Source organism: Streptomyces sp. NPDC040718, assembly GCF_055593565.1.
Genome location: NZ_JBVIXO010000011.1, coordinates 170,340 through 184,771 on the forward strand (window position 1 = coordinate 170,340; position 14,432 = coordinate 184,771).

16 protein-coding genes and 1 tRNA gene are annotated in these 14,432 nt (G+C 72.9%); 5 read left to right on the plus strand and 12 right to left on the minus strand.

The window, feature by feature from the left end:
• Window positions 1-15 precede the first annotated feature (15 nt).
• The 4 genes from ACZ597_RS25785 to ACZ597_RS25800 form a co-directional block, all read right to left on the minus strand.
• Entirely contained in the window at window positions 16-204 is a 189-nt protein-coding gene (locus tag ACZ597_RS25785) for a hypothetical protein (protein WP_471334469.1), read from the minus strand.
• A 76-nt stretch (window positions 205-280) separates the two neighbouring features.
• On the minus strand, window positions 281-1,165 hold the full coding sequence (locus tag ACZ597_RS25790) for an SDR family oxidoreductase (protein WP_471334472.1): 885 nt from the start codon (window positions 1,163-1,165) through the stop codon (window positions 281-283).
• Window positions 1,162-2,142, minus strand: coding sequence for an alpha/beta fold hydrolase (locus ACZ597_RS25795; RefSeq protein WP_471334475.1), 981 nt, complete (start codon window positions 2,140-2,142; stop codon window positions 1,162-1,164). Before ACZ597_RS25795 ends, ACZ597_RS25790 begins: the two co-directional genes overlap by 4 nt.
• Window positions 2,139-3,746: a flavin-containing monooxygenase gene (locus ACZ597_RS25800; RefSeq protein WP_471334478.1), complete on the minus strand. Its 1,608-nt coding sequence runs from the start codon at window positions 3,744-3,746 to the stop codon at window positions 2,139-2,141. Before ACZ597_RS25800 ends, ACZ597_RS25795 begins: the two co-directional genes overlap by 4 nt.
• A 233-nt stretch (window positions 3,747-3,979) precedes the next feature.
• Here ACZ597_RS25800 and ACZ597_RS25805 point away from each other — a divergent pair, with 233 nt between their 5' ends.
• Window positions 3,980-4,759: a MerR family transcriptional regulator gene (locus ACZ597_RS25805; RefSeq protein WP_471334703.1), complete on the plus strand. Its 780-nt coding sequence runs from the start codon at window positions 3,980-3,982 to the stop codon at window positions 4,757-4,759.
• Between the two features lie 25 nt (window positions 4,760-4,784).
• Here ACZ597_RS25805 and ACZ597_RS25810 read toward each other — a convergent pair whose 3' ends face one another.
• Entirely contained in the window at window positions 4,785-5,588 is an 804-nt protein-coding gene (locus tag ACZ597_RS25810) for an exodeoxyribonuclease III (protein WP_471334480.1), read from the minus strand.
• Between the two features lie 38 nt (window positions 5,589-5,626).
• Between ACZ597_RS25810 and ACZ597_RS25815 the strand changes: the two genes are divergently transcribed.
• Window positions 5,627-6,130 (plus strand): GNAT family N-acetyltransferase, encoded by a 504-nt coding sequence (locus ACZ597_RS25815; RefSeq protein WP_471334483.1) that lies wholly within the window; start codon window positions 5,627-5,629, stop codon window positions 6,128-6,130.
• A gap of 24 nt (window positions 6,131-6,154) precedes the next feature.
• Here the strand turns inward: ACZ597_RS25815 and ACZ597_RS25820 are convergent, their stop codons facing one another.
• Window positions 6,155-7,474 (minus strand): CoA transferase, encoded by a 1,320-nt coding sequence (locus tag ACZ597_RS25820; RefSeq protein ID WP_471334486.1) that lies wholly within the window; start codon window positions 7,472-7,474, stop codon window positions 6,155-6,157.
• Window positions 7,475-7,762: 288 nt separating this feature from the next.
• On the opposite strand from ACZ597_RS25820, the gene ACZ597_RS25825 reads away from it, so the two are divergent.
• The 3 genes from ACZ597_RS25825 to ACZ597_RS25835 all read left to right on the plus strand — a co-directional run bounded on the left by ACZ597_RS25825 (window position 7,763) and on the right by ACZ597_RS25835 (window position 9,983).
• Window positions 7,763-8,368: a DUF6461 domain-containing protein gene (locus tag ACZ597_RS25825; RefSeq protein WP_471334489.1), complete on the plus strand. Its 606-nt coding sequence runs from the start codon at window positions 7,763-7,765 to the stop codon at window positions 8,366-8,368.
• A gap of 59 nt (window positions 8,369-8,427) precedes the next feature.
• On the plus strand, window positions 8,428-8,916 hold the full coding sequence (locus ACZ597_RS25830; RefSeq protein ID WP_471334492.1) for a DUF4265 domain-containing protein: 489 nt from the start codon (window positions 8,428-8,430) through the stop codon (window positions 8,914-8,916).
• Between the two features lie 431 nt (window positions 8,917-9,347).
• Complete coding sequence (locus ACZ597_RS25835; protein WP_471334495.1) at window positions 9,348-9,983, plus strand: hypothetical protein; 636 nt, start codon at window positions 9,348-9,350, stop codon at window positions 9,981-9,983.
• Here ACZ597_RS25835 and ACZ597_RS25840 read toward each other — a convergent pair.
• From ACZ597_RS25840 to glp, 6 genes are all read right to left on the minus strand, one after another.
• Window positions 9,965-10,038, minus strand: a tRNA-Ala gene (locus ACZ597_RS25840). The two genes, ACZ597_RS25835 and ACZ597_RS25840, sit on opposite strands and share 19 nt — an antisense overlap.
• A 78-nt stretch (window positions 10,039-10,116) precedes the next feature.
• Complete coding sequence (gene sepX, locus ACZ597_RS25845) at window positions 10,117-11,139, minus strand: divisome protein SepX/GlpR (RefSeq protein WP_471334498.1); 1,023 nt, start codon at window positions 11,137-11,139, stop codon at window positions 10,117-10,119.
• A 154-nt stretch (window positions 11,140-11,293) separates the two neighbouring features.
• The gene (locus ACZ597_RS25850; protein ID WP_405980304.1) at window positions 11,294-11,914 is read right to left on the minus strand and encodes a GNAT family N-acetyltransferase; all 621 of its coding nucleotides are present in this window, start codon (window positions 11,912-11,914) and stop codon (window positions 11,294-11,296) included.
• A gap of 17 nt (window positions 11,915-11,931) precedes the next feature.
• The gene (locus ACZ597_RS25855; protein WP_471334706.1) at window positions 11,932-12,477 is read right to left on the minus strand and encodes a MogA/MoaB family molybdenum cofactor biosynthesis protein; all 546 of its coding nucleotides are present in this window, start codon (window positions 12,475-12,477) and stop codon (window positions 11,932-11,934) included.
• Window positions 12,478-12,515: 38 nt separating this feature from the next.
• Window positions 12,516-12,995, minus strand: coding sequence for a cyclic pyranopterin monophosphate synthase MoaC (gene moaC, locus ACZ597_RS25860; protein WP_007264601.1), 480 nt, complete (start codon window positions 12,993-12,995; stop codon window positions 12,516-12,518).
• An 80-nt stretch (window positions 12,996-13,075) separates the two neighbouring features.
• The gene (glp, locus tag ACZ597_RS25865; protein WP_471334501.1) at window positions 13,076-14,431 is read right to left on the minus strand and encodes a molybdotransferase-like divisome protein Glp; all 1,356 of its coding nucleotides are present in this window, start codon (window positions 14,429-14,431) and stop codon (window positions 13,076-13,078) included.
• Between the last annotated feature and the right edge of the window lies 1 nt (window position 14,432).

Genomic DNA, 14,432 nt, shown 5'->3' on the forward strand with positions numbered 1-14,432 from the left:
CATCGCTCCCGGACCTCAGGTCCGGTCGTCGAGCTCGTCCCTGATGTCGTCGACCGGCTGCTGGGACTTGGACCTCATGTCCTTCTTCTGCTGCTTGGCCTTCGCGGTGCGCTCGGACATCTCGTCCTTGGCGCCCTGCTTGGCCTGGTCCGCACGTTCCTTGATCTCGTTGGCCTTGTCCTGGAACTGGTCCTTGATACCCATGCTTCTCACTCCGTACGGGGTGTTGGTGGTTGGGCCTCGACCAGACTGACATGGCGGAACAAAGGCCGCATTTCGATCAGCGGTGTCCGGATCGTTCCTGTTCGTCGGCCGCTCCGCCGGCTCCGACGAGCCCCTTGGAGACCTCGGCGAGCCTCGGTTCGAAGCGCTTCATCTCGCGCGTCCCGGCCGCCGCGACGACCGCCGGCAGGTAGCCGCGGACGCCCTGCATGCCGCGCAGCCACCACTGCGCGTACACGTGCGCCGAGCGCCGTTCGACGCCGGCCACGATCCGGTCGACCGCCGGCCCCAGCGGGTAGGTGCGGTTCGAGGGCCACGGCAGCCGCTGCCGCAGTTCGCGCATGACCTCGTCCTGGTCGGCACCGCGCACCATGTCGGTGTCGGTCCAGGAGAGGTAGCCGACGCCGACCTTGACGCCCTTGTAGCCGACTTCGGCGCGCAGGCAGTGCGCGAAGGCCTCGACGCCGGACTTGGAGGCGCAGTACGCCGTCATCATCGGCGCCGGGGTGATCGCGGCGAGCGAGGCGATCTGGAGGAAGTAGCCGCGGCTCTCCATGAGTACGGGCAGGAAGGCGCGGGCGGTGACGGCTCCGCCGATCAGGTTGACCTCGATGACGCGGCGCCAGGCTTCGGGGTCGGAGTCCCCGAACGGACCGCCGGCGGCGACGCCCGCGTTGGCGACGACGATGTCGACTTTTCCGAAGCGCTCCTTGACCTCCCGCGCGACCCTGGCCATGGCCTCGTGGTCGGTGACGTCGGCGTGCCAGTGGTCGCTGTCGGTGTGCAGCCGGCCCGACACCTCCTTGAGCGCCTCCGGCTCCAGGCCCACCAGGGCGATCCTGGCGCCGCGCGCGGACAGCTTGCGGGCCAGGAGTTCGCCGACCCCGCGGGCGGCGCCGGTGACGACGGCGACCTGGCCTTCCAGACTCCTGCGAGCGCTCACGCGGTCTTCTCCTTCTCTGCGAGGGATGCAACGGATGCGCCGGGTGCGGCTGCCGTGCCGGAGGGTTCGGAGGCGGCGCCGAGGTAGCGGCCCGTCAGCTCGCGCACGGCGGCGGTGACGGCCTCGGGGGCCTCGACGGGGGTCATGTGCCCCATGCCGGTGAGCTCGGTCAGGCCCACGCAGTGCGGGAGCGCCGCCGCGAGCCGCCTGGCGTGCGCGACGGGGGTGAGCCGGTCGTCCCGGCCGGCGATGACGGCGGTCGGGACGGTCAGCCGGGCCAGCTCGGCGTCCAGGTCCAGCCCCGCCAGCACCTCGGACCAGGCATGGCGCACCCGCGCCGGGCAGGCGTGCACGATGCGGGCGCAGGCCTCCACCCGGTCCGGCGCGGACCCGGGGCCCATGGTGGCGTACTTGAGCACCGCGCGGGCGACGGGCGTGACGGGCCCGAGGGGGGCGCGCGAGCCGAGCACGGCGCGGGTCGTACGGGTCCTCGCGCGCCCGGCGCGCAGTGGCAGCACGGTCGCCTCCGCGACCAGTCGCGAGCTGCCGGTGCTGCACAGCAGGGCGGCCGCGGCGTGCTCGGCGAACTCGGGGCGGCCGGCGGCGGCCATGACGGTCATGCCGCCCATCGAGTGTCCGGCGACCACGGCCCGCTCCCCGGGGGCGAGGGCGGCCGCCAGCACGGCGGCCAGGTCGTCGGCGAGGGCGGTGGTGCTGTAGGCGGCGGCCGCCGGGCTGCGTCCGTGGCCGCGCTGGTCGTAGGCGACGACCCGGTGGTCGCGGGCCAGATCGCGGACCTGCGCCGCCCAGAAGGCGGTGGAGCAGGTCCAGCCGTGGGAGAGCACGACGGCCGGGGCCCCTTCCGCCCCGTGCACCTCCACGTGCAGCCGGGACCCGTCGGCGGATACGGCGACCAGCTCGCGGGCCGGAGCCGGGGGCGCGTACCGGCCGGCGGTGACGTGCCCGGGCCGGCTCACGCGGCCCCCTCGGCGGCGGGAGCGGTCGCCGCGGCGGGAGCGGTCGCCGCCGCGGGGGCCGGGACCCGGCCGCGCTCGCGGTCGCGTACGCGTACGACCTCGTACTCGGCCAGGTCGACCGTCAACGTGGCGCGCCGGAACTCACCCGTCGTGCCCGGCCACACCGTCGTGTTGCGGCCCTGGGAGTCCAGGTACCAGCTGGTGCAGCCGCCGGTGTTCCACACCGTCCGCTCCATCCGAGCCTGGACGCGCCGGTTCCACTGGTTGACCGCGGAGGGCCGCGCCGCGAGCGCGGTGCGCCCGCCCAGGCTGCCGCCGTCGAGGAGGGACAGCTGGCGCAGGTAGTCCGCCATGTAGTTCAGCTGGGACTCGATCATCAGGATCATCGAGCTGTTGCCGAGGCCGGTGTTCGGTCCGATGATCGTCATCCAGTTGGGGAAGCCGGCCGCGGTCGCCCCGCGCAGCGCCTGCATCCCGTCCTTCCAGGAGTCCGCGAGGGTCTGCCCGTCGGCGCCCACGACGCGGTCGGCGATCGGCATGTCCGTGACGTGGAAGCCGGTGCCGAAGATGATCGCGTCCACCTCGGTCTCGGTCCCGTCGGCGGCGACGAGCACAGAGCCCCTGATCTCCTTGAGCCCCGAGGCGACCACGTCCACGTCGGGCCGGGCCAGCGCCGGGTAGTACTCGCTGGACAGCAGGATCCGCTTGCAGCCGATCCGGTACGACGGGGTGAGCTTGGCCCGCAGCTCCGGGTCCTTGACGGACCGCGCCATATTGGCCTTGGCCAGGGATTCGATCAGCCCGAGCTGGTTCGGCCGCTTGGTGAACGCGCTGACCTGGAGCTCGCGGATCCCCCAGAGCAGCCCGCGGCGGGCCGACTGGGTGAAGGGCAGCTGCCGGTGCAGCCAGCGCTCGACGGTGCTGATGGCGCGGTCGGTGCGCGGCATGACCCACGGCGGGGTGCGCTGGAAGAGCGTCAGGCGGGCCGTCCGGGGGGCGATGGCCGGCACGATCTGGATCGCGGAGGCGCCCGTACCGATCATGGCGACGCGCTTGCCGCTCAGGTCGTAGTCGTGGTCCCAGCGGGCGGAGTGGAAGACCTTCCCGGGGAACTCGGCGAGCCCGGGGATCTCGGGCATCTTCGGGTCGGACAGCGGGCCGGTCGCCGACACCACGACGTCGGCGGTCAGCTCGCCCGCCGAGGTCTCGATCTCCCAGCGCAGCTCCTGCGCGTCCCAGCGCATCATCAGGACCTCGTGGCCGAGCCGGATGTGCGGGCGCAGCCCGAAGGTGTCGGCGACGTGCTCCAGGTAGGCGCGGATGGCCGGCTGTCCGGAGAACGTCCGCGGCCAGTCGGGGTTGGGGGCGAAGGAGAACGAGTACAGGTGCGAGGGCACGTCGCAGGCGCACCCGGGGTAGCTGTTGTCGCGCCAGGTGCCGCCGACGGAGTCGGCCCGTTCCAGTACGACGAAGTCCGTGATCCCCTCGCGCCGCAGCCGGACGGCCGCGCCGAGCCCGCCGAAGCCGGACCCGACCACCGCCACCCGCACGTGCTCGCGCGCGCCCTTGCCGACCTTCCGGCCCTTGCCGACCGTGCCGCCCATGCCCGCCGCCTTCCGCACCGCAATCCGAACCGCAACGTTGCCAGCAATCACTGGCACAATCGGGAGGGTAGAGCAGCTCCGTACCCATGGGTAGGGGTCGCGCCCGGAAAGTTACCGCGAGTACCCCTTACGGACGCCCCGCGGATCGACCCCGCCGCGATCCACAGGGCACCCCCTAGGCTGCGGGTGTGGACAGACCGGTGACGAGAGGGGCGCGGCCCGCCGTGGAACCCGTGGAGCCCGTGGAGCGCGACTGCCGGCGCGAGTACCGGACGGAGGAGCTGGCCGAGGCGGCCGGCATCCCGGTGCGCACCCTGCGCTTCTACCGCGAGCGCAGGCTGCTCCCGCCGCCGCGCCGAGAAGGCCGCATCGCCTGGTACGACGAAGGGCACCTGGCCCGGCTGCGCACGATCGCCGCCCTGCTGGACCGCGGCCACACCCTCGGCGGCATCGCCGAGCTGACCGCCGCCTTCGAGAAGGGCCGCGACGTCGGCCAGCTCGGCGAGCTGCTCGGGATCGGCGGGTCGGAGGAGACCCCGGTCCGGCTCTCGCCCGAACTGCTGGCCGACTACTTCGAGGGCGAGGTCACCCCGGAGAACCTGGCGGCCGCGCTCGACCTCGGCTACGTCGCCACCGACGGCGAGGCGATCGTGCACGTCAGCCGACGCCTGCTGGACGTCTCCTCGGCCCTGGTCCGCGAAGGCGTACCGCTGTCGGCGGTGCTGGAGACGGGCCGCCGGGTCCGCGAGCACGCGGACGCGCTGGCGGAGCTGTTCACCGGGCTGATCTCCGCGCACCTCGGGCAGGAGGCCGTCACCCGGCTGCGCCCGCTGGCCAAGAGCGTGGTCGAGGCGGAGCTGACGCTGGCGATGGACCGCCTGCACCAGCAGCGCGCCCAGGCCCCCGAGCCCGAGCCTCCTCGGAAAGCTCAGACGCCACAGGCACCACAGACGGCCCAGGCACCACAGACAGCCCAGGCACCACAGACAGCGCAGGCGCCGCAGACGACGTAGCAGCCGCAGACGACGCAGCAGCCCCTCAGACGCCGAGCTCGTAGACCACCGTCACCGGCGCGTGGTCCGACCAGCGCTCGGGGTGCGTCTCGGCGCGCTCGACGAAGGCCTTCACGGCCTTCGCCGCCAGCCCCGGGCTCGCCACCTGGAGGTCGATGCGCCAGCCCGCGTCGTTGTCGAAGGCCCGGCCCCGGTAGGACCACCAGGAGTACGGACCCTCCGTGTCCGGGTGCAGCCCGCGCACGACGTCGACGTAGCCGGCCTCCGCGTACACCTTCCCCAGCCACTCCCGCTCCTCGGGCAGGAAGCCCGCGTTCTTGCGGTTCGTCTTCCAGTTCCTGAGGTCGGCCTCCTGGTGGCAGATGTTCCAGTCGCCGCACACCACGACCTCCCGCCCGTCGGCGGCGGCCCGCGCCTTCAGCTCCCCGAGGTAGCCGAGGAACTCCTCCATGAACCGGTACTTCTCGTCCTGCTTCGCGGTGCCGGCCTCTCCGGAGGGCAGGTACAGGCTGGCGACGGTGACGCCCGGCAGGTCGACCTCGATGTAGCGCCCGGCGGCGTCGAACTCGTCACTGCCGAAGCCCACCCGCACCCGTTCGGGTTCGCGCCGCGTGTACAGCGCGACGCCGGCCCGCCCCTTGACGGCGGCCGGCGCGAACACGGTGTGCCAGCCCTCGGGCTCCCTGGCCTCCGCCGGGATCTGCGCCTCCTCGGCGCGCACCTCCTGGAGGCACACGACGTCGGCGTCGGATCCGGCGAGCCACTCCACGAACCCCTTCTTGGCGGCGGCGCGGATCCCATTCACATTCACGGAGGTCACGGTGAGCATCCCTGCACCATAGCGGGATGGATCCGTACGATATTCGAATGTCTCACGGTATAAACATCCGCGCCGTGCCGTACGACCACCCGGACGCGGCGGCGCTCGACGCGCAGGTCCAGGTCGAGTACCGGCAGCGCTACGACGGCGAGGGCGACGCCACCTTCCTCGACCCGGCGATGTTCCTCCCGCCGAACGGCCTCTACCTGCTCGCCTACGACGCCGCCGGCACCCCGGTGGCCAGCGGCGCCTGGCGCGGCCAGGAGAAGAACGACGAGGGCTACTCGAACGGCGACGCCGAGATCAAGCGCATGTACGTCGTCCCGCAGGCTCGCGGCCTCGGCCTGGCCCGCCGCATCCTGGCCGAGCTGGAGGCCGACGCCCTGGCGGCGGGCCGCACCCGCATGGTCCTGGAGACCGGCGACAAGCAGCCGGAGGCCATCGCCCTCTACCTCTCCTCGGGCTACGCCCAGTCCGAGAAGTTCGGCTACTACCGCTTCTACGAGTCCAGCCGCTGCATGGCGAAGCCGCTGCGGGCCTCGGGCTCCTGACCCCCGCGGGGCCGTTCCGCCGGGTCAGCGGCCGAGCCAGACGGCTCCGTCCGTGCCCCACCGGGACGGCCCCCGCCCCCAGTCCCCGAACGGGCTCGCGGCGTACCGCAGCACCCCGTACGCGGACTGCGTCTCGCGCAGCCACGGCTCCGGCGCGTACCCCGGCACCGCCGGCCCCGCCGCCGGCACCTCCCGCACCAGCCACGACGCCGTCCCGGCCAGGGAGAACCGCAGCGCCCGGCCGCCGCCCTCCGCCAGCGCCCGCAGCACACCCGCGGCCACCAGGTACCCCGTCCCGTGGTCCAGCGCCTGCGCCGGCAGCACCCCCGGCTTCCCGTCCTCGCCCGCGCACCGCGCGGCGATCCCGTACCCCGCCTGCACGAGCGAGTCGAAGCCCCGGCGCCCCGCCCAGGACCCGCTCCACCCCCACGCGCACAGCTGCGCCACCACCAGCCGCGGATACCGCTCCAGCAGCTCCTCGGCGCCCAGCCCGAACCGCTCCAGCGCGCCCGGCCGGTACCCCGTCACCACCACGTCGGCGGTGCCGAGGAGCCGTTGCAGCACCTCCCGGCCGGCGGCGTCCCCGAGGTCCAGCAGCGCGGAACGCTTCCCGAAGCCGGTGTCCGCGTGCGCGTCGTCCGCCTCGCGCAGTGCCGGGGAGTCGATCCGCAGCACGTCGGCGCCCAGCAGCCCCAGGGTCCGTGTCGCGACGGGCCCGGCGATGACCCGGGTCAGGTCCAGCACCCGTACCCCGGACGCGGGCAGCGCGCCCGGCCCCGGCGGCCGGCCGGCCCCCGGGCCCCGTACCCACTCCACCAGCGGCTGCGGCTCCCCGTACTCCCGCGCGACCGCGACGGCGAGCCCGCCCTCCGCGTAGACCGCCTCCTGCGCCTCGGCCGCGCTCCGCCCGGAGAGGGCCTCGCGCACCGCCTCGGGGGTCCCGGGCACGCCGAGCGCCCGTACCAGGGCCGCCTGGTGGTGCGGGTAGTTGGCGTGGGTCCGCACCCACCCGTCGGCCGCCCGCCAGAACCCGGACAGCGGCGCGAAGCTCACCGGCGCCCGGCCCTCCACCCGCAGGTGCCGCTCGCTGACGAACGCCGTGGCCACGGCCCCCTCGTCCACCGCGACCGCGGCCGCGTCGAGCGCCGTGCCCCCGCTCCGTACGGCGGCCAGCTCGGCCGCGGCCAGCCCGCACACCCCGACGCAGGCCCGCGCCATCTCCCGTACCGGCAGCGGACCCTCCAGCCCGCTCGGCCCGTGGAAACCCACCCGTCCCGCCAACTCGCCGTCTCCGCCCAGCGCTTCCCACGCCTGCGCGACGGCCCCGTCCCCGTTCTTCACCATGCGGCCTATTGTCGCGTTGTCCGCGCGCCGCCCAACCGGCGGCTTCCCCACGGGTTTCGGCCACGACCGCGGAAACGCCGGGATACCGCCCGGCTTTCGACCGGACGGGGTCTCGTGACGCTTCCCGGTAGCCATCCGAGAACTGTCGTTTGCGGGCTGTTCACGAGTACCTCTGACCGGGCGCTCCAGAGGCATGCGAAGATCGCTTCCCGAATCGACGGAGATCGTTTCCCGCCCTGCCGGCGACCGGGCCCGCCGCTGTCAGACGCAGGGGCAAGGATGGGCGGCATGACGAAGACCGGAGCGGACTACACGTGGTTCGAGAACGACTTTCCAGACATCGCCGAGGCGTACTGCTTCACCCTGGTTCGGGGGCTGTCGCCCGCTGAGCTGGTGTCCCGGCTCGAGGGACGACCGGAGGCGCCTCTGCAGGGCATAGCCGCGGTCGTCGACGCTGCTTTCGCCCAGTACGACCTGGAGGAGGGCAACCGCCAGCTGGTTGCCATGACCACTGTGGGTACCTGGACGCTCCTGATCGAGCCCAACGGCTATCTCGGAGTCACCGAAGATCGAGCCCTGCCGGCCTCGGCCGGGGCGAGCTGGGTCTCTCACTTCGTCAACGTCAACGCTGTCGGCACGTTCCTCTGGGCAGAGGACCGGGTTCTGCGACTCTGCTTCGACCCCATGTTCCCGGAAGACCGATGGGGCACCGCACCCGACGAACTCCTCGACGTCATGGAGCGGATCGGCTTCCACCTCGAGGACGAGTTTCCGGAAACGGATCTGTCCTCACCAGCGGCGTTCGCTCTGGCCGAGCACCTGACCAGCGTGGCCATCACTCCGGAGCTGCTCCAGGACACGACCTTCATCTGCGCCACTGTCCAGGTCCGATGACATCGCGCGGCCGCCCTCCCCGGGCCTGCCCTGCGAATGCGGGTGGGGATGACGGCGCGGTGACGAACATCGGTGACGCCCACGTGAAGGTCCACTTCCGGATGGACATGGATGAGGATGGCTGGCCGCCGGCAAGCGTCGAGAGCCTGTGGGCGGTGGACCTCGGCGACGGCACGGTGCGGTTGGACAACACGCCCTGGTTCGTACGCGGAGTCGCCAGCGGCGACATCATCACGGTGGAGTTCGATGGCGACGGTGTTCTCTGGGCCGGGGAGACGGTCCGACGGTCTCAGAACTGCACGATCCGGCTGATCGTACTGAAGGACGACGGCTCAGCCGCCGCCCGGAAAAGCGTGCTGGAGGTCTTCCACCGCCTCGGCACGACCGGCGAGGGGATCGAGCAGTTCCGGATGGTGGCCCTGGATGTCCCGCCCGAGGCGGACCTGCCGCGGATCCGCACGCTCTTGGAACACGGCGAAGCGAAGGAATGGTGGCACTGGGAGGAAGGCTGTGTCACCGCCGCTTGGCAAGCCGCTGCTCCTGCCTGAGGGCAGCTGAGTTCCGTCTCCAGCACGTCGCGGGCCACAGGGCTGCACCCATGCCGCTCGTAAGAAGGGCCGCTTCCCCTCCGGTGGCAGGTTTCTGGCGGACAGGGTGAGGCGGTGGCGGGCGAGGTCGACTTCGAGGATCCGTACGGTGATCTCGTCGCACGTTCGGGGGCGAAGTCTGGCCCACCTCACCGCGGCCTGCTCCTCTGTCCCAGGCCGATGGGCCCAGTGGCAGGGAACGGAGCCGGCCGTGGTCGACGAGCTGCCCTTCCAGTCCTCCTCTGTACGGACCCGGCAGGTAGATCTACAGGAGTCGGAAGAACACCCCAATCGGCGTCGAGCCTTCCCTCGACTACAAGCAGGACCAACGAGGCGTCCAGGGCACCCACGAGGGAGCCCTCCTCGTCGACGGCTCCCTCACCTGCCCCGCCATGCCCCACGCGCTCGCGCACGCGACGACCGGACTCAGCGACGAGGCCGTACGCGATCTCGCCAACGCCCCTGCCCTGCAGGACCAGATCGCCCAGCGGGAGCCGTACTTCCTCAAGGTCAAGGAATCCGCCGACCTGCGGGGCGTCATCCGCTACCAATGCCCGGCTGCCGGACCTTCTCCGGCTGCCGCCTGCCCCCGTTACAACCAGGTCCATCGCGTTCCCCCTCAGAAGGCGGCCCAACGGGCCAACATCGAAGGACTCAACGGCCGTGCCAAGGCCCACGGGATCGACATCTCGGACCCGTCCAAGCAACTCGCGCACGGACGCGTCGCCCAGGCCGTCCTCCTCGCCTTGATGATCTGCTCCGTCAACCTGGCCATCTTTCACAGCTGGCACCAGACCACCGGCACACTGAGCGTCCTCACCGGCTTCGGCACCGGCGTCACGGCCTACGGCCACGAGACCCCGAGCCCCATCCCGGCCGGCCAAGCAACCGGGACGGGCAATCGGACACCGTCTCGAACGCACCCCGGAAACGCCGAGATCCCGCCCAGCCTTTCGGCTGAACGGGATCTCGTGACGATTCTTGAGAGCTACTCAAGAACTGTCGTTTGTGGACCTGTGGGGATTTGAACCCCAGACCCCCTCGATGCGAACGAGGTGCGCTACCAGACTGCGCCACAGGCCCTTGCGACGTGTGAAACATTAGCATCCCCGCGCGGGTGCTCCAAAACGCGTTGTCCGGAGGGTCCGCGCAGGTCACCCGTCACTCGTTCGCGGCGCGCGGGCGGTCGTCGCTCTCGTACTGGTCGAAGAGCGGCGTGCGGCCGAGATCGCGGCCCCGGGGGCGGGGCGGGGCGGGCTGCGGGCCCGGGTCCGGCTTCGGTACGGCCGGCTGGGCGCGCAGGCGGGGGTCGGTCGGCTCGGCGGTGCTGGAGCGGGCCGAGCTCCAGCCGTCCGGGTTGACCGGGCCGGTGGCGCGGGGGGCGACCGGGGCCGTCACGTACGTCGGCAGCGGGACCGGCACCGGCTCCCAGCTGTCGCCGCGGGCCGGACCGCGCTCCCGCTCGCGCTGCTGGTCCACCCACTCGGCGTGGTCGGTCTGCTCGACGAGCGCCCGGCGTCCGGCCTCCTGCGGGGAGACCGGCGGGGCGGGGTCCGGTTCGGCGCCGGCGGTGGCGGGCTCGGGCTGTTCGCGATGGCGCTGGGGGCGGTTCTCGCGCAGGCTGCGGGCGGCCGCCTCGGCGCGCCGCCGGTCCATCGTGAACTCGTAGCGCCGCCGCTCCTGGACCCGCAGGTGCACGATGTAGGCGCTCAGCAGCAGGGCCGGCACGGCCGGGGCCCACAGGTAGCGGATGCCGCCGACGGCCGCGGCCACCGCGCCGCCGCTGAAGACGAGGAAGAGGAGCGCCGTGGTGCGCCGGCGGCGCGCGAGCACCTGGAGGCGCTGCTGCCGTCGGACCCGTTCCACCTCGATGGATCTCGGTTCGGCCCTGGTCGGGGACACGCCGATGGCCCGGGCGTCGGCGTCCACGGAGTTAACCGTTTCCGTCGCCGCGTCCGGGTCCGCGTGGGGCTGGGCCTCCGCCTGATCCTCACCGCGCTCACGCAGCCCCTTGGCGTAACGGCGCTCCATTCCCGCCCGGCCGGAAAGCAGCCGGATGGCGGTGGAGAAGCGTTCCGTCGGACGCGCTTCGTTCAGCTCGTCCTGCCTCCGGAGCCACATGGGCACCAAGTAGGCGGCCCAGGCCCCGACAATGACTGCGTAGATGAGGCCGCTGCTGCTCACACCTCACACCGTAGAGGGGCGCGCCCGGGGGGATCAGCCAATTGGGCCGGTGTGTCGCACGATCCGGCTGATATCACCGACTTTTTTTGTGATTCTTCGGATCAGGTTATGGGCGAATCGGCCAGCAATTCGAACGCTTTTGCGATTACCTGCTTTACGGGGCGGGTGTCGGCGGTGGGCTTTCCCGCTTGCGCGTGCGGTGCCAGCGGCGCAGCAGCCCCTGCGGGACCTCCTCCGCCGTCAGCGCGAAGACCAGGTGGTCGCGCCACGCCCCGTCGATATGTAGATAACGCGGCCGCAGCCCCTCCTCGCGGAAGCCGAGCTTCTCGACGACGCGGCGGCTGGGGCCGTTCTCGGGGCGGATGCACACCTCGATCCGGTGCAGCCCGACCTTCTGGAAGCAGTGGTCCACGGCGAGCGCGACCGCCGTCGGCATCACCCCGCGGCCGGCCACGTCCCGGTCCACCCAGTAGCCCACGTGGGCGGCGCACATCGAGCCCCAGGTGATCCCGGCGACCGTGAGCTGACCGACCAGCCGCCCCTGGTACTCGATGACGAACGGCAGCATCCGGCCCGCGTTCGCCTCGGCCCGCAGGTGGCGCACCATCTGCCGGTACGTCGGCCTGTGGATCACCGGCCCCCACGGCGCGGGCGGCGGGATCGTCGCCTCCCACGGCCGCAGCCAGTCGCGGTTGCGCTGGTTGACCTCGCGCCAGGCGCGCTGGTCCCGCAGCTTTATCGGCCGGAGCGTGACATCGCCGTCCGCCAGCACCACCGGCCAGGAGGGGCCGTTCAGCTCGGGCTCCCGGGCGCCGCGTCCGCTCTGGGGTGGTCGCCGCCCCGCAGCTGGTCGACGGCGTGGGGCAGGATCCGCGACAGCACCGCCAGGCCGTCCTTCACCCCGCCGGTGGAACCGGGCAGGTTCACGATCAGGGTCCGGCCGGCCACGCCCGCCAGGCCCCGCGACAGGGCGGCGGTGGGCACCTTGGCCAGGCCCTCCGCACGGATGGCCTGCGGGATGCCCGGGATCTCGTAGTCCAGTACGCGTGCGGTGGCGTCCGGGGTCCGGTCGGTCGGCGAGATGCCGGTGCCGCCGGTGGTCAGGATGACGTCGTAGCCGCCGGCCACGCCCTCGCGCAGCGCCCGCTCGACGGGGTCGCCGTCCGGCACCACGCGCGGGCCGTCCACCGTGAAGCCGAGCTTCTCCAGCGCCTCGGCCAGCAGCGGGCCGCCCTTGTCGGCGTACACGCCCTGCGAGGCCCGGTTCGAGGCGGTGACGACCAGGGCGCGCCCCGCCGGAGGCTGCGGGGCCGCGTCCGCCGAGGCCGTCGCCGTCAGGTGGCTGTGGCTGTGGACCTCGCCGCCGCGCGGGGGGTTCACGCGCGGGTCCAGTCGCCGGACTTGCCGCCGGTCTTCTCCTCCACCCGTACGTCGGTGATGACCGCGCCCTTGTCGACGGCCTTCACCATGTCGATCACGGTGAGGCCGGCGACGGCGACCGCGGTCAGCGCCTCCATCTCGACGCCCGTTCGGTCGGCGGTCTTGACGGTGGCGAGGATCTCGACGGCGTCGTCGGCGACCGTCAGGTCCACCTTCACCCCGGAGACCGCCAGCGGGTGGCAGAGCGGGATCAGGTCGGGGGTCTTCTTGGCCCCCATGATCCCGGCGATCCGCGCGGTGGCGAGGGCGTCGCCCTTCGGCACGCCCTCGCCGCGCAGCAGCTCGATCACCCGCGGCGAGACGAGGACGCGTCCGCTGGCGCGCGCCGTCCTGGTGGTGACGTCCTTCTCGGACACGTCGACCATCCGGGCCGCGCCGGCCTCGTCGATGTGCGTCAGCCTGCTCTGCGTACTCATATCTGCGTGCCGCTCCCGCTCCGGGCCCCCTGGAGCCTGGGGCCTGTGTGATGCAACACGCTACCCGCACGGGCGGCCGCTCAGCCGAGCAGGATCACTTCCAGCTCGGCCCCCGGCTCCACCGAGGTGACCTCCTCCGGTACGACGATCAGCGAGTCGGCGTGCGCCAGCGCGGCGATCAGGTGCGAGCCCGATCCGCCGACCGGGGTGACGGTGCCGGCCTCGGCGTCGTACGTGCCGCGCAGGAACTGGCGGCGGGCCGCCGGGGAGCCGAGCGGCGCGTCGGCCTTGAGCACGGCGCGCACGCTGGGCCGGGACACCTCGGACTCCGGCAGGCCCATGAGCGACCGGATCGCGGGGCGCACGAACAGCTCGAAGGAGACGTACGAGGACACCGGGTTGCCGGGCAGGGCCAGCAGCGGGGTGTGGTCGGGGCCGACGGTCCCGAAGCCCTGCGGCTTGCCGGGCTGCATGGCGAGCTTGCGGAAGTCGACGCCGCCGCCGGAGGGCTCGTCGCCGGAGCCGGAGCCGGCGGCGGTCAGGGCCTCCTTGACCACGTCGTACGCGCCGACGGAGACCCCGCCCGTGGTGACGAGCAGGTCGGCCCGGATCAGCTGGTCCTCGATGGTGGAGCGCAGGGTGTCGGCGTCGTCGGCGACCGCGCCGACGCGGTAGGCGATGGCGCCGGCGTCGCGCGCGGCGGCGGCCAGCGCGAAGCTGTTCGAGTCGTAGATCGTCCCTGCGGTCAGCGCCTCACCCGGCTGGACCAGCTCGCTGCCGGTGGACAGGACGACCACGCGCGGGCGCGGCCGGACCCGCACGGTGCCGCGTCCGATCGCCGCCAGCAGCGCGATCTGCGGCGGGCCGAGGACGGTGCCGGCGGCGAGCGCCAGGTCGCCGGCCTGTACGTCGCTGCCGCGCGAGCGCACGTGCGCCCGGGCCTCGGCCGCGCGGTGGACGCGTACCTCGCCGGCCGCGCCCTCGGGCGCGGAGCTGGCCGGGGTCATGCCGGAGGCGGCGCCGCCGCCCGTGCCGCCGTCGGTCCACTCGACCGGTACGACGGCTTCCGCGCCGGGCGGCAGCGGGGCGCCGGTCATGATCCGGGCGGCCTGGCCTGGGCCGACGGTGGGCAGCTCGCCGCTGCCCGCCGCCACGTCGCCGATGACGGCGAGCACCGCGGGGAACTCCTCGCTCGCACCCTGGACGTCGGCCGTGCGGACGGCGTACCCGTCCATCGAGCTGTTGTCGAAGGGCGGCAGGGCGACGGGCACGGTGACGTCCTCGACCAGGACACAGCCCTGGGCGTCCAGCAGCTGGAGCTCGATGGGCTCCAGCGGCCGGACGGCGGCGAGTACGTCCGCGAGGTGCTCGTCCACCGACCACAGACGGTGCCGGCCGCCCGCCGGTCGAGGATGCTGCGGTGCGGAACTGCTCAAG

Excerpts from the sequence above, each read along its gene's own strand:
- ACZ597_RS25785 (WP_471334469.1), bottom strand. The coding sequence starts at position 204 with ATGGGTATCAAGGACCAGTTCCAGGACAAGGCCAACGAGATCAAGGAA.
- ACZ597_RS25800 (WP_471334478.1), bottom strand. The coding sequence starts at position 3,746 with ATGGGCGGCACGGTCGGCAAGGGCCGGAAGGTCGGCAAGGGCGCGCGC.
- ACZ597_RS25810 (WP_471334480.1), bottom strand. The coding sequence starts at position 5,588 with ATGCTCACCGTGACCTCCGTGAATGTGAATGGGATCCGCGCCGCCGCC.
- ACZ597_RS25815 (WP_471334483.1), top strand. The coding sequence starts at position 5,627 with ATGTCTCACGGTATAAACATCCGCGCCGTGCCGTACGACCACCCGGAC.
- ACZ597_RS25820 (WP_471334486.1), bottom strand. The coding sequence starts at position 7,474 with ATGGTGAAGAACGGGGACGGGGCCGTCGCGCAGGCGTGGGAAGCGCTG.
- ACZ597_RS25825 (WP_471334489.1), top strand. The coding sequence starts at position 7,763 with ATGACGAAGACCGGAGCGGACTACACGTGGTTCGAGAACGACTTTCCA.
- ACZ597_RS25835 (WP_471334495.1), top strand. The coding sequence starts at position 9,348 with ATGCCCCACGCGCTCGCGCACGCGACGACCGGACTCAGCGACGAGGCC.
- moaC (WP_007264601.1), bottom strand. The coding sequence starts at position 12,995 with ATGAGTACGCAGAGCAGGCTGACGCACATCGACGAGGCCGGCGCGGCC.